The sequence below is a fragment of the Stackebrandtia soli genome, from assembly GCF_965137155.1.
Taxonomy (GTDB): Bacteria; Actinomycetota; Actinomycetes; order Mycobacteriales; family Micromonosporaceae; genus Stackebrandtia; species Stackebrandtia soli.
In genome coordinates, this window is the sequence record NZ_CBCRZX010000001.1 from 186001 (window position 1) to 207522 (window position 21522).

Consider the following 21522-nt stretch of genomic DNA (forward strand, 5'->3'; position numbering starts at 1 on the left):
CCTGACCGTCNNCCCTTCGCATGTTCGAGGCTTCCCGGACCCGACGGTCAGGCGAGCGAGCCGATGACTGCCGCGGCCTCCGCGACGAGGTCGTCGAGCATGTCGCGGACGGCCTCGATCTGGGGGGCCATCTCGCGGTCGACCATCATCGGCGCGACGTCGCGACGGACCCTCGCGAACACGGCGTCCGTCGCCGGTCCGGGTCCCGCGACCGAAGCGCGCAGGTCGAGGCCCTGAGCCGCGCAGAGCACCTCGATGGCGAGGACGGTGCGCACGTTGTCCAGGACTTCGTGCGCTTTGCGGACGGCGTGCCACCCCATCGACACGTGGTCCTCCTGATTCCCTGAGGTCACGATCGAGTCGACGCTCGCCGGGTGGCACAGGACCTTGTTCTCGCTGACGACGCTGGCCGCCGTGTACTGGGCGAGCATGAAGCCGGAGTTCGTTCCGGCGTCGGGAGCCAGGAAGGGCGGCAGGCCGCGCGACGTCGCCGGGTCGAGCATCCGGTAGACGCGACGTTCGGAGATGCTGGCGAGCTCCGCGACGGCCATGGCGAGCGCGTCGGCGGCGAAGGCGATCGGTTGCCCGTGGAAGTTTCCGGTGCTCATGACCTCGAAACCGTCACCGTCGACGGCCGCGACGACGACCGGGTTGTCGACGATCGACGACAGTTCGATCGTCAGGACGCGGCGGCAGTGCGCGATGAGGTCGCGAGCGCTGCCATGGACCTGGGGGGCGCAGCGGAGCGCGTAGGAGTCCTGAACGGCGTGGTCGGAGTCGCGGTGGCTGGCCAGGAGCGGGCTGCCGGCGAGGAGGGCGCGCAGGTTCGCGGCGGAGTCGAGCTGGCCCGGGTGCGGCCGGATGACCTGGACGCGGGCGTCGTATGCCCGGTCGGTCCCGAAGAGCGCCTCGACGCTGACGGCGCACGCGACGTCGGCGGCGCGGCAGAGTGCCTCGGCCTCGACGATGGCGAGCGCGAGCATCGCCTGCATCGGTTCGGTTCCGTTGATGAGGGACAGGCCCTCCTTCGGCTCCAGTTCGATGGGCGTGAGGCCGTATTCGCTGAGGACCTCGGCGGCGGGGCGTCCCGCCGGGTCCCCGCCGGGTGCGCGCAGGCGTCCTTCACCGATGAGCGGCAGGGCGAGGTGGGCGAGCTGTGCGAGGTCTCCGGACGCTCCGACGGAACCCTTGCAGGGGATGACAGGCAGCAGATCATGCTCCAGTAGGGACAGGAACATGGCGGGCAGGTCGAGGCGGACGCCGGAGTAACCGGCGGAGAGGGTCCGGGCGCGCAGCAACAGAAGCGCGCGGACGACGGGGGCGGCCAACGGTTCGCCGACGCCGGCGGCGTGCGAGCGCAGGAGTCCTACTTGGAGCTTGGCGAGATCATCGGAGCCGATGGTGGTGTCGGCGAGCGCGCCGAAGCCGGTCGTGACGCCGTAGACGACGTCCTTTCGGCTCACGGCGTCGGTGACGACCCGACGCGCGTCGGCCATCCGTGCGCCGAGGTCGGGGGCGAGGGATACGCGGGCGCGACGGTGCGCCACGTCGACAACGTCTTCGATGGAGAAGCCGTCGCCGGTCAGTTGAAGATCACGCATGGGGCGACCCTAACGCGTCTTCAGCCGAGGTTCGGGAGCTGGACGGGGTGGGCGCCGTCTCACCCGCCCGGACGTTGACGTCGCCGGCGCCCAGGTGGGCACCGGCGACGAAGTCCCGGGCAGTGCAATCGCGCGTCTCACTCGGATCGGCCACCGCGAACGCCGTGTCCACGGTCGCCTCGGCTCCCGTGGGACGCCGGGTCGAACGCGCCCGATCGAGTGGACGACACAAGCTGGGGGCGTGTCCGGAACCCGCGGGTTCCCGCACTCGCCCTAGTCGACGGGCTGAGGGGCGGGCTGTCCGTTGTAGCGGGCACGCGGGCGGATGATCTTGGAGTCGCGGGCCTGCTCCAGGACGTTGGCGCTCCAACCGACGACGCGGCTCGCGGCGAAGGTCGGAGTGAACATGTCGCGCGGCACGCCGCACTGCTCCATGACGACTCCCGCGTAGAACTCCACATTGGTGTAGAGCTTGCGGCCCGGCTTGAGTTCGGCGAGGATGTCGACGACCTTGCGCTCGACCTGCTTGGCGAACTCGACGAGGTCCCCACCGAGGCTCGTCGCGACGTCGCGGAGCATGAGCGACCGGGGGTCGTCGGTGCGGTAGACCGCGTGACCGAAGCCCATGATGCGGTCACCGGCCTCGACGCGGCCGCGCACCCAGGCGTCGATCTTGTCCGGGGTGCCGATCTCCTCGAGGGCCGCGAGCGCGCGGCTGGGAGCTCCGCCGTGCAGCGGGCCCGAGAGGGAACCGATGGCGCCGACGAGGCAGGCGCCCGCGTCGGCTCCGGTGGAGGCGATGACGCGGGCGGTGAACGTCGAGTTGTTGAACCCGTGGTCCACCGTCGAGATCAGATACTTCTCGATGGCGTCGGCGTGCTCGCTCGTCGGCACTTCGCCGGTGAGCATGTACAGGTAGTTCGACGCGTACGACAGGTCGTCGCGCGGCGCCACGGGCTCCTTGCCCTGACTCAGCCGGTACAGGGACGTGAGGATCGTCGGGACGATCGCACAGGCGTACAGAACGTCGGCGGCGCGTTGTTCCTCGTCGATGTCCAACAGTGGTTGCATTCCACGCTGGGCAGCGGCGAAGGACAAAGCGGTGCGCATGCCGTCGAGCGGCTTACACGCGGCCAAGCGCGGAAGCAAGTCCGCCAGTTCGGGCGTCAGGTGACGCAGGGGCGCCACCCGCTCGGCGAATTCACGGCGCTGATCCGCCGTCGGCAATTCGCCGTGAAACATCAAGTACCATACGTCCTCAAAGGACTTCTTTTCGGCGAGATCGATCGCCGAGTACTGCCGGTAGTGGTAGAAGCCTTCTTCTCCACGTACGTCACCGATCTGGGTCTCAGTGACAACGACGCCCGCAAGTCCGCGCGGAACGTCCACCAAAGTGGTCATATGCGACCTCCTCGTCGCTTTCGTGTCAGTTTTCCTACGTTACTGTTCCGTATTTCGGCGGTTTCCCACAATGCCGACCGATGGTGTCACCTACCACACCGATTCATGGTGTGGCCGGAATCGACGCGGCCGAGATTCTCGGTCGCCTCGGCAACACCACGAGGCACCACGGTTTCACAAAGAGTCCTCACCGATACGCAGGGGCGCCGCTCGCGGCCACGATCATCCGAAAACGCCACCCTCGGGTGCGTCCACCGTCACAATGAGCAGCGACGGGGCGCCGTCCGCGAGCAAAGGCGGGTGATCGGAATGCGTTTCCCTACGTTGTCCGTAATCGAAAGGGCTCAATACCTACTCATGGCGACGCTGCCGGCGTACGCCCGGACCGCACCGATCCCCCGCCCCGTCCTCGAGGCCGTTCTCTGCCGACTCGACGTCGACCGACACCTCGTCGACCTGCTCGATCGGGTCCGCGACCGCAACCTCGGACTGCCGGTCTGGGCCGGACGGTCGCTGCTGCTCCTCTCGCCGCGCTATGTGCGGCGCGTGCTCGGCGGGTCCGACATCCTCTACTCCCCCGACACCGATCGCAACCGGACCGCCTACGCGGCCTTGGCGCCCGGCCTGGTCACGCTGGCCCGGGACCGCACTCGCATGCTGCGCCGCGACGCCACCGAGTCGATGCTCGACACGAAGAATCCCGGTTCGGCGATGGCGGGGCGGTTCGCCGCGACGGCCGCGGACGAGATCGACGCGATGCTCGACGGCCCCGTGCGCACCGGCATCCTGCAATGGAGCGACCTGCGAAGCGCCTTCGATCGCGCCGGCCGCCGCTGCGTCCTCGGCGACGCCGCCCGCGACGACCTCACCGTCACGGCACTCGTCACGCGACTCAGTCGTCGCCCGAATCGGCACGGCCGACGCCGCGCCGAACAGTGGAAGTCCGAACTCGACGAACGCATCGCGCGCTACGCGGACGACCCGCACCCGTCGAGCCTGCTCGGCCGGATAGCCGACGGCCCTTCCGACGGCGACCTCCTCGACCAGGTCCCGTACTGGCTGCTGTCGACGTCGTACGTCGCGCCCATCGCCGCGCACGCGCTGGCGCTGCTGGCGACCCACCCGCGCGACTTCGCGCGGGTCATGGAGGAACTCGCCGACGCCGAACGGCACCACGGCGCGGCCACTCCCGAGGCGATCGCGGCCCAGCCCTACCTTCAGGCGGCGATCACCGAGGCCGCACGGCTGTGGCCGTCGGTACCGACCGTCAGCCGAGTGACGACGCGACCGGTCAGCTGGGAGTCGGTGCCGGTCGAACCGGGGACGAATCTCGTCGTGGACCTGCGGTACCAGGCCCGGTCCCGACGCGGCGGCAGCTACGCGAACCGATTCGCGCCACACCAGTGGCTCGACGGCAGCCTCGACGCGGATTGGACGATCCTGCCGTTCGGCGCGGGCCGGGGCGGGTGCGCGGGAGCGATGCTCGGCGTGCACCTGGCGGTCGCCGGGGCTTCGACCATCCTGCGCCGCTGCTTCCTGCGGGCGATCGCGCCCACGTGGGCGCCCGACCGACCCCTACCGGTAACTCACTCACCAGCAGACGTACGTTTCGCGGTCGCGTCACGACCGGAGGCCGCACTGTCCGGTGCGTCCATCACCAGTGAAACGATTTTGGGGGAGACCGATGATTGATCACGTTCAGCACCGTCCGATCAGGACCCGTAGCGAGCGGGACAAGCCGGCCGGGACACCCGCGCCGCCCATCGACGGCAGCCGCCGGAGGCCATCCGGCCCCCCGATGCGGTGACGGCGCGATCCGCTCGGCGAGTCCATCGGAGTCGACGAGCTCGGGGCGNGGNGGNGAGCGTGACGCTCGCCCCCNCGCTCCTGTCCGCCGCCTGCGGGACCTCGCCGCCGCCGGTGACGGAGGACGAACCGAAAGCAACGCCCACGACGTCACCGGATGCCGATAACCTGACGATCGCGATCGCGGGGGACGTCCATTTCACCGAACGCACCGCAAAACTGTTGACCGATCCGGACACGGCGTTCGGGCCGATGGCGAAAGTGTTCCGCGACGCGGACCACGCCGTCGTCAACCTGGAGACGGCCGTGACGACGGGCGGCCGACCCGAGCCGAAACAGTTCCACTTCCGTGCCCCCGCCTCGGCCTTCGACGCGGTGAGCGCCGCCGGTGTCGACCTCGTGTCCCTCGCGAACAATCATGTGCTCGACTACGGACAAACCGGACTCGATGACACCCTGCGGTACGCGGCCGACGCCGGAGTCGCCGTCGTCGGCGCCGGTGAGGACGTCGACGACGCGCTCGCCCCATACTATGTGGACATAGGTGGGACGACGATCGCCTACGTCGCGGCCTCGGGAGTGTGGGAACTGACCGACTCGTGGATGGCCGAAGCCGATCGCCCCGGCGTCGCGCACCTGGCGCACGGCGAGCGACTGGAACGCGCCGTCGAGGACGCGGCGGACCGCGCCGACGTCGTCATCGTGTTGCCGCACTGGGGAACCGAGGGGCAGGAATGCCCGAACGACGAACAGCGCGACTGGGCCGAGCGCTTCGCGGCGGCCGGAGCGGACGCCGTCATCGGCGCCCACGCGCACCTGCTGCAGGGCCAGGGCTACCTGGACGACACCTTCGTGGCGTACGGCCTCGGGAACTTCGTGTGGTGGTGGGACGACGCGTACAGCAACGACACGGGCGTCGTCGAGCTGACCATCACCGACGGAAGGTTGACGGACGCGAACTTCGTCCCGGCCGTCATCGACGGCACGGGGCGGCCGATACCCGCCACCGGAGAAGAGGAGCGCCGGGTCCGCGAGGAGCTGAGGCGGGCGACGGACTGCTCGGGGCTCGCCGAGCGACCCGAGTGAGACACGACGTGGCCCCGGCACACCGCCGGGGCCACGTCTCGGATCACTCGGTCCGCAGACCGGACGGGCGCATCATCCGCCACAGCGCGGGCATGCTCAACGCCGTGACGACGAGGACCATGACCACGCCCGAGGCGACGACCATTCCGATGTCGCCCCAGGCGATCGTCACCGATTCGCCGACCGTCCGAGTCAGCAGGGCGCCCAGCCCGATCCCGGCACCGAGCGCCATTACCAGGCCGATGGCCACGGGGATGAAGGTCTGCCACAGCACCGACAGGCACAGCGACCGCCGGCGGGTTCCGAATGCGACGAGCACCGACATGAGGCGGCGGCGATCCTGCAACTGCTCCAAGGTGCTGACGAGCAGACTCAGACCGATGAGGATCATCGTGCCGATGACGCCCGCCAGGATCGCGGTTCGCAGCGAGGTGAAGCGGTCGTCGCTGCGGTCGGAGGGGTAGATGGTCACATCCCACGAACCCACGGCGGCGTTCCGGATGTGTTCGAGGACGTCGGCCCTCTCGTCGTGTTTCAGGTCGATGACGTAGCTCTCCACGGGAAGGTCCATGCCCTCCACGGCGCCCGGCGTGATGAGCACGAAGCCCCAGAACGATCCGTTGTACGTGGTCGACTGCTCGACCGTGCGAACACTGTCGGGAGCCGTCCACGGCACGGCCATCGACTCCTCGATACCGCTGCGAGTCTGGAACTCCAGCTCCGCTCCGGCTTCCACGGGCATGGGCACTCCCGGATTCGTCACCGACACGACGTCACCGTCCACGCAGTCCCCGACGGGTTGACCGGCGTTGACCAGGACCGAACAGTCCGCGATCAGCGCGACGACGGATTGCTCCGCGTAGGTCCCCTCCGACACTCCGGCCGGCCCGATGGTGACGACGCCGTAGTCGCCGATGACCTCGACCCCGTCGACGTTCGCCAGCCGTTCCAGCACCGCGTCGTGCTCGGCCGGGCTGGTCGGGTCCAAGGCCGACATCACGGACACCTCCGGGCTGTTCTCGGTACCGACCTCGGTGACGAACGAACGCTGCGCCGGGGTGAAGAGCATCTGCAGCGCGATGCCACCCGCGACGGCCACCGCGACGCCGTTGATGACCCGTCCCGTCCCGCCCGCCGACAGTTGAAGCCGACGAACGCCCAACTGCCAGGAGACGCTCCCGCCCCGCATACGCATGACGAGCGCCTCGATCAGCCACGGCAGGATCGCCGCCACACCGAGCAGGAACATGATCGTGCCGCCCGCGAACAGGACTTCGCTCGAACCGGCTGCGAAGCCGCCGTTGACCATGGAGACGAGCGCGACCAGCCCCAGTCCGACCGGGATCAACCGCCACCACAGGCGCCGGGGCCGAGCCTCGGCATTGCGAACGACGCCCAGAGGTTCGATCGACACCGAACGAAGCGCGAGCATCGTGACGCCGACGGCCGTGCAGAGGACCGCCGCGACGATGAGGAGCGTCAGCACGGGTGAGGGAACGATGTCGCTCGCGTAGAAGCTGAACTCGGAGATGGAAATCGAACTCACCACGGGTCGTCCGATGAGGAACATCGCCGCGCCGACCACGAGACCGCCGATGGCTCCCAGCAGCGACTCGCCCGCCGCGATGCGGTGCACCATCCGCGAATCCGCGCCGATCAGACGCAACGCGGCGAGCCTCCGGTCTCGCCGCTCCCCTCCGAAGCGCGCGGCGACGGCGACGAACAGGACGACGGGCAGGAGCAGCACCGCGCAGGCGACGATGGCGAGGGCGACGAGGATCGCGGGCCAGCCGTCGCCTTCCGTTGCTTCCTCGCCGAAGGAGTTCAACCGGATCGCGGTCTCCTCGGTCAGCTCATCCGAACCGAGGTAGTACTTGAAGTCGGCGGGACCGTTGACCCCTTCCTGACCGATGACGCCCGTGATGTCGTCCACTGTGAACTTCAACCGGGGTTGAAGCAACGCGTAGTCGGGCGAGTTCATGAGTTCGTAGAGGGCCTGCGACACGAACAGTTCGCCCGGCTTCGGGAAGGCGGCCATCCCGTTCGGAGCCAGAGCGTCAGGCCCGTCGGCCTGGACGATATAACCGGCCACCGAGGATTCTCGGAAGTCCTCCCACTCCCCGACGAGGAGGAACGACCCCGACGAACGTTCGACGCTCTGGTCGACGAACGGCGTGGCGTTGGAGGAGATGCGCTCGGATCGTGCGGCGGCCATGTTCGGGAGTGAGGCGACGAGCAGCAGCAGGGCAACGGCCAGTCCGATCCCGAAGGTCGTGAGGACCGCCCGCATGACGCCCTCGCCCCCGCCGGAGACACCAAAACGCAAGCCGGTCAACAGGTCGGGGATCAACCGGTTCTGTTTCTTCACAGGACGGGCTCCATGCTGCGGGTCTTGCCGTCACGGACGACGACTTCGCGATCCGAGTAGGCGGCGACGCGCGCCTCGTGGGTGACCAGGACGACGGCGGCGCGCGAGCTGCGGGCCGCATCGGTCAGCAAGGTCATGACCTGTTCGCCGTGCAGCGAATCGAGCGCGCCGGTGGGTTCGTCGGCGAACAGGACCTTCGGTTCGGTGACGAGCGCGCGCGCGACGGCCACGCGCTGGCCCTGACCTCCGGAAATGCGACCTGGCCGCTTGGCCATGGTGTCGCCGACGCCGAGGCGTTCCAGCCATTCGTCGGCCTTCGCGTTGGCGGCCTTGCCCTTCCACCCGTTCATGCGCAGTGGGAGGGCGACGTTCTCGCGGCACGTGAGTTCGGGGACCAACTGACCGAACTGGAACACGAACCCGAACTCGGAGCGGCGCAGTTGACTGCGGGCAGTGTCCGACATGGACGACAACTCGGCGCCGGCGTAGGTGACGCTGCCGGCGTCGGGCTTGACGATTCCGGCGAGGCAGTGCAGCAAAGTGGACTTACCCGAACCGGAGGGGCCCATGATGGCGACGACCTCGCCCGGGGCGATCGCGAACTCCGCGTCGTCGAGCGCGATGGTCGGGCCGAAGGTCTTGCGCAGTGCTGTGGCGGTCAGGAGCGGTTCGGTCATGACGTCACCTCCGAGGCGAGTTTGTCGAGCCGGGCCGAGGTGAGTTCGAGCCACCTCAGGTCGGCTTCCAGGTGAAAGAGCGCGTGGTCGCAGATGAGCTGGTCGGCGATGTCGCCGGTCTTCTTGCGCGCGGTGAGCTCGCGCATGAGTCGCAGGTGTTCCGATCGTTGGGAGTCGAGGATGCCCTCGGCGGAACGGTCGGTCAGCAAGGCGAGCACGACCTTGGTGTAGAGGGTGCTCTGGAGGTAGGGCTCCGGCTTCTCCGGCGAGGACAGCCACGACTGGACGTCGCTGACGCCCGCGTCGGTGATCGCGTAGCGCTTGCGCTCCGGGCCGTCGCCGGATTCGACGCCTTCGACGTCGACGAGGCCGTTCTTCAGCAGCCGAGACAGGGTCGCGTAGACCTGGCCGTAGTGGATGGGACGGCCGCTGCCGAACTGGTGGTCGTAGACGCGTTTGAGGTCGTATCCGTGGCGGGGTTGCTGCTCGAGCAACCCCAGGAAGGTGTGCGCGATGGACATGCGACGACTATACATGACGTGTATACACATGATGTATAGCTAGCTTCCCTCGACATTCTTCCTGCTCAGGGTGGTTACCCGCCAGTCAGTTAGGGTTTCGGTCGAGCCTCCTGCTAAGAAGGTGGCCGTGCCGACATCAACTACCCCAGGAGTGCCTTTCATGAGCACGTCAGCGAGCGACGTCTTCCCCGCCGAGATCGTCGAGGAGTTCAACGAACTCGGCATCGACCTCGTCGGCCTGTTCTCGGCGGGCAATCTCGGTGTACGGATGGGCATCGAGATCACCTACGCGTCGCCGGAGCGCGTCGTCGGCACGATGCCGGTCGACGGCAACACGCAACCGTACGGCCTGCTTCACGGTGGGGCGTCCGCGGTGCTGGCGGAGACGCTCGGGTCGATCGGCGCGATGCTGCACGGCGGACCGAAGCGGATCGCCGTCGGCGTGGACCTGAACGTCACCCATCACCGGGGCGCGAAATCGGGAACCGTCACGGGCGTGGCCACCCCGGTCCATCGCGGCCGGTCCACGGCGACCTACGAGATCGTCATCACCGACGACGCCGACAAGCGTGTGTGCACCGGACGGATCACCTGCCTGATCCGCGAGGCCTGACCACTCGTAGAAGTCCGTCAATTCGTTCGCGGAATAGTCGTGGCGGTCTTATCGTTGGCGCCTCAGAACGAAAGGGAAAGGACACGACGTGGACACGGCGATGCGGTATGCCCGAGGCAAGGAGTTCTTCGAGGCCCGCGACTTCATCACGGCGGCGCGCTGGTTCGCCGAGGTGGTCGAGGACGCACCCGAGAACCTGGGTGCCCGGATGCTGTTGGCGCGGTCCTACTACCACAGCGCGGCGCTCGGAAAGGCCGAGGAGCAACTGCGGATCATCCTGGAGCAGAACCCCGCAGAGGCGTACGCCCACCTCATGCTCGGCCGGACTCTCCAGCGGTTGTCCCGCGAGGACGAGGCCACCAAGCACATGCGGTTGTCCGCCGCAATGACCGGCGGTTCGCTCGACTGACGAACCATGAGAGGCGGGCGCGGTGACGAACCGCGCCCGCCTCTTCGTGTGCGCTGCCCCGCGGGAGTCCGAACCTCGGCACGCCCCCCGCGTTGCGTTGGTTTCCCGTCGACGGGCCGGACAGGCGTCGTCTCTCGTACGCTCACGACGGGGCAACGGGATCGAACCACGGGGGTGGCCGAGATGCGTTCGCAGGCGTCGCGAACGAGGTTCATGACCTCGTCGCGTGCCTTCCCGCTGTATCGGATCCTCCCTCCGGGCGGGCCACGAACGCACGCGAAGATCCACCATCTGTACGAGGTCGGGGCCTGGGACGCGCTGAGCCGTGTGGCCGACGGTCACATTCCCACTCGGGACGCGGCCACGGCGATGATGGCGGTCGAGGGGGCGGTTCGCGGCGGCAACGACAAGGCGGCCGAAGAACTACTATGGACACTCGAACGTCGTTTCCCGGAGCTCGCCGCGGTCGTGTCGACGCGGGCGCGCCTGCGAACCTTCCAGGGCCGTTACGCCGAGGCGCTCGACGACGCACGCCGGGCACAGCTGGTCACGCCCTCACACGCCATGGCCACCGCGCTGGCGGTCCGGCTGGGTTACGACGTCGACGACGCCACGCGGGCCGACGACGACGCGGTCGACGCGGTCGCCAGGTTCCCGCTGAGCGCGGACGTGCTGTGGGCCGCGTGCCGAGAATGCTCCACGCCGCGCCAGTACGAACGCCTGTGGCACTCGTGGCACGCCGCGATCGACGACGACGCGCGACTGGTCACGGCGGTTCGACCGCTGGCGGCGGCGGCACAACGGGCGGGAATGACGGGGGCGGCGACCACTCTGTACCTGCGGGCGATCGCGGCCACCGCGACCGACGACGCGAGCTCGGATGCGGCCGACACGACGACGAGGACGGGACGCCGAGCCGCGTGGGCCGCGATCAGGGACCTGGCCGAGGCGCTCACCGGACAGCCGTACTTCTTCGCGGCGGGAACCGCGTTGGGGCTGATTCGGGACGGTCGTCCACTCGACGGCGACGACACGATCGACGTGGGCGTGTTCGAGTCCGACTGGGACCGGGAACGCCTCGTCGAGCTGTTCACGACCCACCCGATGTTCGCTCCGCGTCGGAATCCGCTGAGCCACAAGGTGGGGCTGCTGCATCGCGGCGGGAGCCGGGTCGACGTGTTCCCGTTCTATGTGGATTCGGGACGGCTGTGGCATGACGGGGTGTTCGTCCGCTGGCACAACGATCCCTTCACGATCGGAGTCACGCGAGTGGACGGCATGGAGCTTCCGGTGCCCTATGAGTACGAGGACTATCTGTCCGACGGCTACGGCGATTGGCGCCGCCCCCGCCCCGACTTCGACGCCTACACCGACGACGCACCGAACATGCACGTCACGTGGAGCGAATGCCATCGACTGCATCTCGTTCGGCGAGCGCATCGCTTCCACGCCAACGGGAACCTCGCCGCCGCCGAGAGGGAGTTGGAGCGGGCCGGAGCGGCGCCGATTCCGATCAGTTGATGACGGATTACCGACATAGCGTTGGCCACAAGCGTTTCCGCAACGACAATCGAGACATGAAACCCCACGATGACGGGCTTCCCCGGACCTGGACGACACCGCCCCGTTCCGCCGAGGCCGCCGACGCTCGGGCTTCGGCGCCGCCGTTAACAACGAGCCCACCCCGCGACCGGGTCCGGGTCGCGCTCGATCGACGCTGGCAGCGACGCACGGCGGAACGACTGACGACGGCGGTGGGCATCCTCGCGGTGCACAGCCTGGTGAACGGCGAATGGTGCGATGACCTGGCGCGCGCCGCCGCAGTCTTCGATCAGGCCGAGCTGCTGACGGTGACGGTCGTCGAGCGGTCCGTCGCCGACGCCACGGAGCCCGCCGAGATCTTCGTGCGGCGAGTCGTCGCCTCGGTGGCGCGGCGCGCGGCCGGAACCGCCTGCCCCCGGCAGGTCGCGGGAATGTTGAGGACGGCGGCCGTATGGCGCTGTGCCCTTCGCGGCAGGGCGGCACGCTGTCCCTGCATCATGGACACGCGACGTCCGCAAGATCGAATGACTCTTATGGATTGAGTCCGTATGGTTTGTGACGGATCACAAACTGAACGGAGGAGGTTCATGGCCGATCCAGTTTACAGTCGCCGACGAGTCTTCCATGATGAGACATCGACAAGTCTCACTCAATGGGAGACCTATATGCATCGACGAAAGTTCATTCACGCGTTCACCGCCGGCGCCGGAGCCGTCGCCATGGCGGGTTCGCTCTGGCAGGCGGCCGCCGCCGACGAGGCCGGTCCGACCGCGAGTCCATACGGACCACTCCTCCCCGTCGACGGCAACAGTGTCGCCCTCCCCCAGGGCTTCACATCCCGGATCGTCGCCCGCTCCCTCCAGTCCGTCGGCGGTATCACCTGGCACGCCGCCCCGGACGGAGGCGCGTGCTTCGCCGACGGCGCCGGTTGGGTGTACGTGTCCAACTCGGAACTCCCGCTGGTCGGCGGAGTCTCGGCCATCCGATTCAACGCGGACGCGTCCATCAACTCGGCCTATCGCATCCTCGACGGCACGAACCTCAACTGCGCCGGTGGCGCGACCCCGTGGAACACCTGGCTGTCCTGTGAGGAGATCTTCCGCGGCCGCGTCTACGAGACCGACCCGTACGGCCTCAACGACGCCGTCGCCCACGGAGCGATGGGCAGATTCAAACACGAGGCCGCCGCGTGCGACCCGGACCGTCGCGTCGTCTACCTGACCGAGGACGAGGACGACGGCTGCCTCTACCGCTACACCCCCGCCGCCTGGGGCGATCTCTCCCACGGCCGACTCGACGTCCTCTGCGGAACGATCGACGCCGTGTACTGGAAGGAGGTCCCCGACCCGGAACCCGCCGTCCTGGAGACCCAGACCCGCCATCAGGTCGACGAGGCGCTCCACTTCGATGGCGGAGAAGGCTGCCACTACTCATCGGGTGTCTGCTACTTCACCGCCAAGGGCGAGCACGGAGTCTGGGCGTACAACGCCGTCACCAACAAACTCGTGTCCATTTACGACGGTAATGGCACGCTCGACGGCGTCGACAACATCACGGGCACCACCGCGGGCGATCTGTACGTCGCCGAGGACGGCGGTGACATGGAGATCAACATCATCACCACCGACGGAGTGGTCGCCCCGGTAGTCCGTCTCGACGGACAGTCCGAATCAGAGATCACCGGCCCCGCGTTCTCCCCCGACGGAACCCGCCTCTACTTCTCCTCCCAGCGCGGTCACAGCGGCGACAAGGCCGGCACCGACGGGATCACCTACGAGGTGACCGGACCGTTCCGACACTGAGGACACCCATACACCCCACAAAGGATCACAACATGACCTCCAGACTCGCCCGCACCCTGCGCGGCGCCGCCACACTCCTCGCCGTCACCGCCGTCGCCCTCACCACCTCCTCCGCTCCGGCCGCCGCCAGCGGCGAGGTGTACGTCGCGCTCGGGGACTCCGCCGCGTCCGGACCACTCATCCCGACACAGACGCACATCGGTTGCGCCCGTTCGAATCACAACTACGCCGGATACACCGCCGACGCCCTCGGCGTCGCCGAGTTCCGTGACGTCACCTGCTCCGGAGCCGACACCGGCGACATGTACCAGCCGCAATCGACCCGAACCGGTGACGTCGCCCCGCAGCTCGATGCGTTGACCGCCGACACCACGCTCGTCACCCTCCACATCGGCGCCAACGACATCGACCTGCTGGATCTCGCGACGGACTGCCTCAACCTGTTGCCCGATCCCTTCGGCGACCCGTGCGCCGACGACTACGGCGACAACGGAACCGACACCTGGCGGACCGCCACGGACCAGCTGCGCCCCGGCATCGAACAGCTGATCACCGACGTCCGGGCGCGTGCGCCACAGGCCCGCGTCTTCCTCGTCGGCTACGCGACCTACCTGCCCGACGGCGGCTGCTACCCGCGCGTTCCGGTGTACGGAGACGACGCCGACTACATTCGCGGCACCCTGACCTACTTCAACGACATGCTGCGCGCGGCGGCGACGGCGCAACAGGCCGGATACGTCGACCTGCAAACGCCGAGCGAGGGCCATGACGCCTGCGCGTCCTCGAGCCAGCGCTGGGTCGAGCCGTACATTCCCGGCTCGGTCGCCACGCCGTTCCACCCGAACCGCAACGGAATGGAGAACTTCGCACAGGCGGTCCTCACGACGATCGCGTGACCGTCCACTATGACTTGACTGACCCTCGACGTCGGGGTGGGCCGGAACGGGCCCACCCCGACCTCATGTCCGAGGGTTCGAATGCCGACGGTCGTTCCGAGTTCGCGCCATCCGACGCGCCGCGAGCGCCGCCTCGATCCGGGAGAGCGTCATCGGATCCGTCGGATCGACGCCGATCAGCCCGCCGATGCGGCGAAGTCGATAGTCGACTGTATTGGGGTGGACGTGCAGCCGGGCGGCCGTCGCGCGCCGGTCGAGGCCTTCGGCGAGGTGAACGTGCAGCGTGCGGGACAGTTCGTCGTGGTCGGTGAGTGGATCGAGGAGGCAGGCGAGCGCGTCGCGAGCCGGACTCGGCCGGGTGAGTTGGTATTCGAGCAGCATGTCCGACAGGCGATACAGGCCCGGTGGTCGGTCGAACGCCGCCACGACCTCCATCAACTCGCCCGTCAGGAGGGCGGCGTCGGGGACCCCGGCGGGGGTCGCCCACTCGGCAGTCGCCCACACGTCCACGTCGGCCGCCCGTGAGACCGCCGCGAACAGTTCGAGCGCGCGCTCCCAGGTCATGGGCTCCGACCCCGGGACGAGCACCACGCCACCGGTGACGTCCAACATCGACAGTACGGGCTCTCCCGTGCGTGACGCGAGTTCCGCCTCGATGCGGTGCCGCTTGCGACGACCCGCGACGAGGGGGCCGGCGCCGGTACCCTTCTCATCGGGGTGGGCCGCCGTGCGCAGGGACAGGACGAGGTATCGGTTCGCGAGGCGAATTCCCGCCAGCGACGCGGCCGCGATCGGAGACTCCTCGTTGAGCAGGGCGAGGACGACGGCGTGCGCGGCGTCCCGTTCCTGACCGAGCATGCTCTCCCGTTCGGCGAGGTAGGCGTCGCACACGGCCGCCGTGACCGCCTGCGTGTACGCCAGGATCAGCCGGTTCGCCTCGACGACGTCGGCGATGTCGGTGGCGTCGGCGGCGGCGAACAGCTCGTCGAAGACTCTCCGGGCACCGAGGTGGTACGCCGTCAGGATGGCTTCCAGGGGAACGCCTTCCTGTGCCCGTCGGGCCGCGGATTCGCGGAGCGGATCGAGTTCCTCGACGGTCGGGGTCCGGCGGTACTCGAAGACCCGGGCGACGACGGTCAGGTTGTGGGCCGTGATCGCGAGGATGTCACCTGCGAGTTCCTCGGCGGGCAACTGCCGGTAGATCGGGATCTCGTCCCGGAACCCCGATACGAGGTCCTCGGCCAGAGTGGATGATCGCGCCGACAGCCGGACGTGCACCGGCTCACCGGAAAGACACAGTGGATTGGTGCGGGGCCTGGAATTCACGGCACTCCTCTCGCGCGCTGCGATGGGCCGTCACCGATCCCCGCCCGGCGACCACATACAGCGTAGGGCAACGGACGGCATGTGTGGTGTCACAGCGAGCCGGAGAAGGAGCGGCCAGGCTCCGACGTCGTCCGACGTGACTCGGGGGAACGCCCGCACCACTGCGAGACCATGCCGAAGGGGCCTCCCTGTCGGCCGCGGTCGTCGGCCGGTCCCGTCACGCGAGACTCGAAACCGGCCGACGTGAGTCTCCGCCGTCACCCTTCCCGGATCGTCATCGACGCGATCTTGTCGTCGGCCACCCGGAACGCGAAGCGGGACCGACCGTTCGCGTGGTTGCTCCGCCAATCGCCGACGACGACCACTCCGTCGGAGTTCTCGGTGACCCGCTCCGGCGTCAACGTCCCCTTGGCACCGATGAACTCCTTGTCGCTCCATCGTTTGATCTCGGCGCGACCGGTGAATATCCGTTCCCAGTCGTCGACGAAGCCGTCCGGGGTGAAGGCGTCGAGAAACGCGTTCTCGTCCTGGCGGTTGACGGCGTCGATGAAGGACGCCACCGGTTCGGGAATCGTGTCCATCTTGCTTCCTCTCGGTTCGGATCGGCGCGGGCGTGTCCACGTCGTGTCCCGATCCTCGCCGACGACCACGGCGTCACCAGGCATTTGGCGAGATCGGCGACGTCCGCGAGTCGGCCTTCGCTCAGCCTTGGTCGAGGCGATCCAGGAACTCGACTGCAGCGCGGGCGTACTCGCCGATCCAGCGATCGTGGATGCGTTTGATCGGCAGCGGCGCGAGCGCGAGATGACGTTCACGCCCCACTTTCCGACCGGTGACGAGTGCGGCGCCTTCGAGGACGCGCAGGTGCTGTAGCACCGTCGTCCGGTCGAGCTCGGCGAAGCGGGAGCACAGTTCGCCGGTCGTACAGGACGATTCCTTGAGGACGTCGAGCATGCGGCGCCGTGTTGACGAGGCCAGGGCCTTGAACACGCGGTCGTCATCCGAAATCGCGTCTTCCCGCATTGACATGTTGTAAACTTATCACATGAATGAATCGACTGCGCTCACCGAACTCACCTTCACCGTCTCCGGCCACGTCTCGCGCCCCTGTTCGGAGGTGTACGAAGCCGTCGCGGACCCGGAGCAGCTCTCGCGGTACTTCACCACCGGCGGCGCCCGAGGGCGACTCGAAGCGGGAGCCGAGGTCAGCTGGGACTTTCACGACTTCCCGGGAGCCTTCCCCGTCACCGTCGTCGAAGCCGTGCCTCCGCAACGGATCGTGATCCGCTGGGAGGGCGAGGCGACCACCGGCGAGACGGGCACGACGACGACCACATTCGAGTTCGAACCGGTCGACGGCGACACCCGCACGCTCGTCACCATCACCGAGTCCGCGTGGAAGCCCACCCCCGAGGGCGCCCGCAACGCCTTCGGCAACTGCCAAGGCTGGACGGGCATGCTCGCCGCGTTGAAGGTCTGGCTCGAACACGGCATCAACCTGCGTGAGGGGTTCTACAAGTGACGTCGAGGCGTTGAACGGCGACTTCCGACAACCTGGACGGTCGAGATCGGACTCGACGCCGTGACGGGCGCGCGGATGTTCCTGCCGCGCATTCCATTCCTCCGGGGGACACGACTCCCTCGTGAGGGGGAGGGCGACGGGCACCGATCGGACGAACATGGCGTCATGAACACCTCCCCCGCACCAGGCTCAGGTCTCAACAAGGCGGCGGGCATCGCCATGGTCGTGATCGCGGTGACGCACGTCGTCTTCACCATGAACCCGTTTTGGCCACAGTGGATCTCCGGCGCACTCAGAGATCGCACCGCGGACGCCGAGTCGATGGCCGCGTTCTGGGCACAACCCGGAGGCTTCGCGGCCGTCCTCCTCCTGCTCGGCCTCCTGATCAACCACATGGCCCGGAACGGCCAGCGACCACCAAGCTACTGTGGATGGTTGATGCTCGGTTGGATCGGTCTGTGCCTCGTGCTCATCGGCCCGGCGAGCGGCTTCGTCCTGGGGCTCGTTCCGTCGGGACTGCTCATCGCCGCGAGCATCCGGGGTGCCGGAACCGATCGAGTGGACGCCTGAGCGTCCGATCCCACCGTCGACGCGGCCGAACGGNTCGCCGTTCGGCCNCGTCGACGCAATTGTGAGCCGCGTCAGACTCGAAAGCCCTACACCAGCCACAGATCGGGCCCGAAGACCTCATAGTGGATGTCGCGCGCGGGGACACCGCGCAGGAGAAGGTTCGCGCGAAGATCCCGCATGAACGGCAAGGGACCGCAAAGGTACGCGATCAGCCCCTTCGGCAGATCCACGTCGGACAGATCCACCCGACCGGTGCGGCTCTGCCCGGAGAACTCCCGCGGCTCCTCGTACCAGGTCAGCAGTCGAGCGTTCGGAAGCGCCGCCACGCACCGTTCCTGTTCTTCCCGAAGCGCGTGAGCCGAAGGCGCCCGGTCCGCGTGGATCACCGTCACCGGACGCGACGATCCCGTGCTCACCAGGTGTTCGAGCATCGCGATCATCGGCGTCACACCGATTCCGGCCGAGGCGATGAGCAGCGGCGCTTCGTCGCCGGGCGGCAACACGAGCTCTCCGAACGGGGCCGAGACGGTCAGTACGTCGCCCACCGTCGCGTTCGCGTGAAGCCAGGACGAGACCTCGCCGTCCGGATCGACCCCATCCCGGACGCGCTTCACCGTTATGCGCCATTGTGGATTCCCTGGCGCGTGGGACAAGCTGTACTGGCGGATCTGGCGAGCGCCGTCCGGCAGTTCGACCTGGACGCTCACATATTGACCGGGTTGATAGTCCCCCGCGGGTTCCCCGTCCGTCCGCACCAGAGCGAAGGACGTGACGTCCGAGGTCTCCGATCGATGTTCGACGATCGTCATCTGACGCCAGATCTCTCCGTCGGCGACGTTCGCCGCCCGGTAGAGGCGGGACTCCAGGGCGATCAGGGAGTTGGCCATCAGCCAGTAGACCTCGTCCCATGCGGCGGCGACGGCCTCGGTGACCGCCTCGCCGAGGACCTCGCCGATCGCCGCGAAGAGGTGCCGATGTACGAGCTTGTACTGGCTCGCCGTGATACCGAGCGAGGCGTGCTTGTTCGCGATCCGGGCGAGCATCACGTCCGGTCGAGTGTCGGGGTCGTTCACGAGCATTGCCGCGAACGCCGCGATCGAACCGGCCAGGGCCCTTCGCTGCTCGCCGTTGGCCTGGTTGCCGCGGTTGAAGACGTCGCGCAGCAGTTCGGGACGGTCGGCGAAGAGCTTGGCGTAGAACAGTTCCGCGATCTCGTCGATGGCCGCGCCGATGACCGGCAGGGTGGCTCGGACGACGGGGATGGACTGAGGGGACAGCACGAGCACTCCTTATATGGAATTACAGATACGCATTTAAATCCACGCGACGGCCGTTCGACCGGGGCTGGACTATTCGGGACGGCGGCCGAGGAGCCCGACGAGGACCGGCCCCGTCGGAGAGGCCACCAGATCGGACACCGTCAACGGATCGAGCGACGCGTAGAACGCCTCCTGTGCCGCGCGCAGGGCCCCGCGAAGCCTGCACGCGCCCCGCAGCGGGCACGGCGTCTCGCCGTCGCAGACGACGACCTCGCCGTCGCCTTCGAGTTCCCTTACCAGCCAACCGATCGAGGCACCACGACCAAGCTCGGTCAGCCCGAGCCCGCCGCCGCGTCCCCGTCGAGCGTCCAGGACGCCGAGGTGTTGAAGTCGCGTGACGACCTTCGCCATGTGCGCGTGCGGCACCCCGACGGCCTCGGAGACCTCTCGCGTGGTGAGGGGGTCGTCGGCCTCGGAGACGGCCAACCGCATGACCGCGCGCAACGCGAGATCCGTGAACCTTGTCAATCGCACACCTGGACGCTAACAAACACGAGTCTGATACTCGCGTTTGGCGGTCGGTCCATGTGGAGCGGCTCACGCCTCCCCGTGCGATACCCGGGATCGAAGTACCGCCGGGCCGTGAGGCGAAGCGACGTGGCCGATTCCGTGCGTGCGACTCGCGAGGACCGCACGTCGACGGCGCTGTTAGCCTGACGGCGTGAACTCCCCCGAAGCGTCCAAGATCGGGCTGTCGGCACCCCGGTAGCCCCGAATGCCATCGCGCGCGGGACCCATCGAGGTCCGCCCCGATCCACGTCCGTCAAACGACGCTCACCCGCATCCGAAGCACCGTGGTGTCGGCTTTCGCCGCCTCACTTCCTTCTCGCTTCGGAGACCTTCATGCCCTTTTTGCTCTACCTGCTCGCCGTGGCCGTATTCGCCCAGGGAACCTCGGAATTCGTCCTCGCCGGTCTCATCCCCGGAATCTCCGCCGATCTCGGCGTCTCCATCGCCCACGCGGGTCTGCTGACCTCGGGGTTCGCGGTTGGCATGGTCGTCGGGGCGCCCCTGATGGCGGCCCTGGGACGCCGCCTCCCGCCCCGGTGGACACTGTCGAGTTTCCTCGTCCTGTTCATCGCCATGCACGCGATCGGCGCCGTCACGGATCACTTCGGTGTGCTGTTCGCGAGCCGGGTCGTGTCGGCCTTCGCGAACGCGGGCTTTCTCGCCGTCGCACTGTCCACCGTCACCGCCGTCGTTCCCGCCCACTCCCGAGGGCGCGCGCTCGCCGTCATCCTCAGTGGCACCACGCTGTCATTGATCGCCGGTGTTCCGGTGGGGGCGCTGATCGGCGACGTCTGGGGATGGCGGTCCGCGTTGTGGGCGATAGCCGGACTGTCGACGGCCGCGCTCGTCGCGGTCGTCCTCCTGGCGCCACGACGACTCGGTGCCACCGACCCTCAGGCGGCACCGAGGCTCCACGCGGAGCTGCGCACGTTGCGGTCGCGAAACCTCCGAACGAACCTCGGACTCGCGGTCCTGGTCAACGGCGCGACCTTCTGCGCCTTCACGTTCCTCACGCCGATCGTGACGCGTGAGGCCGGCATGGATTCGTCGTTGATCCCGTTCCTCTTGGCGCTCTTCGGAGTGGGGGCGTTCATCGGAGTCTCGACGGCGGGTCGCCTCGCCGACAAGCAATCGCGGCGGGTCATCGCCGTCACGACGCCTGCGCTGCTGGCGGGCTGGGCGCTGTGGACGGTCGTCGCCAACGATCCGTTGCTGCCGTGGGTGTTGTCGTTCCTCCAGGGGGCGCTCTCCTTCGCGCTCGGCAGCACGCTGATCGCCCGCTCGATGGCAGCGGCGGCGGGTGCTCCGACGATGAGCGGGTCGTTCGCGACCGTCGCGCTCAATCTCGGCGCGATGTGCGGTCCGGTCCTGGGCGGCTACGCCATCGGGGCGGTCGGATTGACGGGACCGCTCATGGTGAGCGCCGCCCTCGTATTGGTGGCCGCCGCCCTGTGGGGCGCAATGATCCTCCACAGGCGACTATCCACTATGAATCCTGAGGCGTCGGTCGACGCGCGGATCGACTGAACGCTCCGCCGACCGCGACCGTCGTG

Annotated in this window: 21 protein-coding genes; 11 read left to right on the forward strand and 10 right to left on the reverse strand. The window is 68.1% G+C overall.

What is annotated here, in order from left to right; genetic code table 11:
- Positions 1-47: 47 nt before the first annotated feature.
- Positions 48-1601: a histidine ammonia-lyase gene (gene hutH / locus ACM9NP_RS00885; protein ID WP_415644594.1), complete on the reverse strand. Its 1554-nt coding sequence runs from the start codon at positions 1599-1601 to the stop codon at positions 48-50.
- A gap of 273 nt (positions 1602-1874) precedes the next feature.
- Positions 1875-3002, reverse strand: a complete 1128-nt coding sequence (locus ACM9NP_RS00890) for a citrate synthase (protein WP_415644595.1) — start codon at positions 3000-3002, stop codon at positions 1875-1877.
- A 357-nt stretch (positions 3003-3359) separates the two neighbouring features.
- Between ACM9NP_RS00890 and ACM9NP_RS00895 the strand changes: the two genes are divergently transcribed.
- Positions 3360-4694, forward strand: coding sequence for a cytochrome P450 (locus ACM9NP_RS00895; RefSeq protein WP_415644596.1), 1335 nt, complete (start codon positions 3360-3362; stop codon positions 4692-4694).
- Between the two features lie 228 nt (positions 4695-4922).
- Positions 4923-5894, forward strand: a complete 972-nt coding sequence (locus ACM9NP_RS00900) for a CapA family protein (RefSeq protein WP_415644662.1) — start codon at positions 4923-4925, stop codon at positions 5892-5894.
- 43 nt (positions 5895-5937) lie between these two features.
- Here the strand turns inward: ACM9NP_RS00900 and ACM9NP_RS00905 are convergent, their stop codons facing one another.
- Genes ACM9NP_RS00905 through ACM9NP_RS00915 form a run of 3 tightly spaced genes read right to left on the reverse strand, consistent with a single transcriptional unit; the run spans position 5938 to position 9460 of the window.
- On the reverse strand, positions 5938-8262 hold the full coding sequence (locus tag ACM9NP_RS00905; protein WP_415644597.1) for an FtsX-like permease family protein: 2325 nt from the start codon (positions 8260-8262) through the stop codon (positions 5938-5940).
- On the reverse strand, positions 8259-8939 hold the full coding sequence (locus tag ACM9NP_RS00910) for an ABC transporter ATP-binding protein (protein WP_415644598.1): 681 nt from the start codon (positions 8937-8939) through the stop codon (positions 8259-8261). The genes ACM9NP_RS00905 and ACM9NP_RS00910 overlap by 4 nt, the downstream gene beginning before the upstream one ends.
- Positions 8936-9460, reverse strand: coding sequence for a PadR family transcriptional regulator (locus tag ACM9NP_RS00915; RefSeq protein WP_415644599.1), 525 nt, complete (start codon positions 9458-9460; stop codon positions 8936-8938). The genes ACM9NP_RS00910 and ACM9NP_RS00915 overlap by 4 nt, the downstream gene beginning before the upstream one ends.
- Positions 9461-9620: 160 nt before the next feature.
- Here ACM9NP_RS00915 and ACM9NP_RS00920 point away from each other — a divergent pair, with 160 nt between their 5' ends.
- The 6 genes from ACM9NP_RS00920 to ACM9NP_RS00945 all read left to right on the forward strand — a co-directional run bounded on the left by ACM9NP_RS00920 (position 9621) and on the right by ACM9NP_RS00945 (position 14722).
- Positions 9621-10073 carry a PaaI family thioesterase gene (locus tag ACM9NP_RS00920; protein ID WP_415644600.1) on the forward strand — a complete coding sequence of 151 codons (453 nt, stop codon included), beginning with the start codon at positions 9621-9623 and terminating at the stop codon, positions 10071-10073.
- 88 nt (positions 10074-10161) lie between these two features.
- The gene (locus ACM9NP_RS00925; protein ID WP_415644601.1) at positions 10162-10482 is read left to right on the forward strand and encodes a tetratricopeptide repeat protein; all 321 of its coding nucleotides are present in this window, start codon (positions 10162-10164) and stop codon (positions 10480-10482) included.
- A 213-nt stretch (positions 10483-10695) separates the two neighbouring features.
- Positions 10696-12003 carry a hypothetical protein gene (locus ACM9NP_RS00930; RefSeq protein WP_415644602.1) on the forward strand — a complete coding sequence of 436 codons (1308 nt, stop codon included), beginning with the start codon at positions 10696-10698 and terminating at the stop codon, positions 12001-12003.
- Between the two features lie 56 nt (positions 12004-12059).
- Entirely contained in the window at positions 12060-12566 is a 507-nt protein-coding gene (locus ACM9NP_RS00935) for a hypothetical protein (protein WP_415644603.1), read from the forward strand.
- Positions 12567-12689: 123 nt separating this feature from the next.
- Positions 12690-13826: an alkaline phosphatase PhoX gene (locus tag ACM9NP_RS00940; RefSeq protein WP_415644604.1), complete on the forward strand. Its 1137-nt coding sequence runs from the start codon at positions 12690-12692 to the stop codon at positions 13824-13826.
- A gap of 32 nt (positions 13827-13858) precedes the next feature.
- Positions 13859-14722, forward strand: coding sequence for an SGNH/GDSL hydrolase family protein (locus tag ACM9NP_RS00945; protein WP_415644605.1), 864 nt, complete (start codon positions 13859-13861; stop codon positions 14720-14722).
- Between the two features lie 63 nt (positions 14723-14785).
- Here the strand turns inward: ACM9NP_RS00945 and ACM9NP_RS00950 are convergent, their stop codons facing one another.
- From ACM9NP_RS00950 to ACM9NP_RS00960, 3 genes are all read right to left on the reverse strand, one after another.
- The gene (locus ACM9NP_RS00950; protein ID WP_415644606.1) at positions 14786-16048 is read right to left on the reverse strand and encodes a PucR family transcriptional regulator; all 1263 of its coding nucleotides are present in this window, start codon (positions 16046-16048) and stop codon (positions 14786-14788) included.
- Positions 16049-16305: 257 nt separating this feature from the next.
- Complete coding sequence (locus tag ACM9NP_RS00955) at positions 16306-16629, reverse strand: nuclear transport factor 2 family protein (protein ID WP_415644607.1); 324 nt, start codon at positions 16627-16629, stop codon at positions 16306-16308.
- Positions 16630-16750: 121 nt separating this feature from the next.
- Positions 16751-17077, reverse strand: a complete 327-nt coding sequence (locus ACM9NP_RS00960) for an ArsR/SmtB family transcription factor (protein WP_415644608.1) — start codon at positions 17075-17077, stop codon at positions 16751-16753.
- 16 nt (positions 17078-17093) lie between these two features.
- Here ACM9NP_RS00960 and ACM9NP_RS00965 point away from each other — a divergent pair, with 16 nt between their 5' ends.
- Both ACM9NP_RS00965 and ACM9NP_RS00970 read left to right on the forward strand, forming a co-directional pair.
- Positions 17094-17570, forward strand: a complete 477-nt coding sequence (locus ACM9NP_RS00965) for an SRPBCC domain-containing protein (protein ID WP_415644609.1) — start codon at positions 17094-17096, stop codon at positions 17568-17570.
- Between the two features lie 165 nt (positions 17571-17735).
- Entirely contained in the window at positions 17736-18140 is a 405-nt protein-coding gene (locus ACM9NP_RS00970; protein WP_415644610.1) for a DUF6463 family protein, read from the forward strand.
- Between the two features lie 86 nt (positions 18141-18226).
- Here ACM9NP_RS00970 and ACM9NP_RS00975 read toward each other — a convergent pair whose 3' ends face one another.
- Both ACM9NP_RS00975 and ACM9NP_RS00980 read right to left on the reverse strand, forming a co-directional pair.
- Entirely contained in the window at positions 18227-19420 is a 1194-nt protein-coding gene (locus ACM9NP_RS00975) for a globin domain-containing protein (protein ID WP_415644611.1), read from the reverse strand.
- 69 nt (positions 19421-19489) lie between these two features.
- A complete protein-coding gene (locus ACM9NP_RS00980; protein ID WP_415644612.1) occupies positions 19490-19933 on the reverse strand; it encodes an RrF2 family transcriptional regulator in 444 nt (147 codons plus the stop codon).
- Positions 19934-20302: 369 nt separating this feature from the next.
- Between ACM9NP_RS00980 and ACM9NP_RS00985 the strand changes: the two genes are divergently transcribed.
- Positions 20303-21496 (forward strand): Cmx/CmrA family chloramphenicol efflux MFS transporter, encoded by a 1194-nt coding sequence (locus ACM9NP_RS00985; protein ID WP_415644613.1) that lies wholly within the window; start codon positions 20303-20305, stop codon positions 21494-21496.
- The last annotated feature ends 26 nt before the right edge of the window (positions 21497-21522 follow it).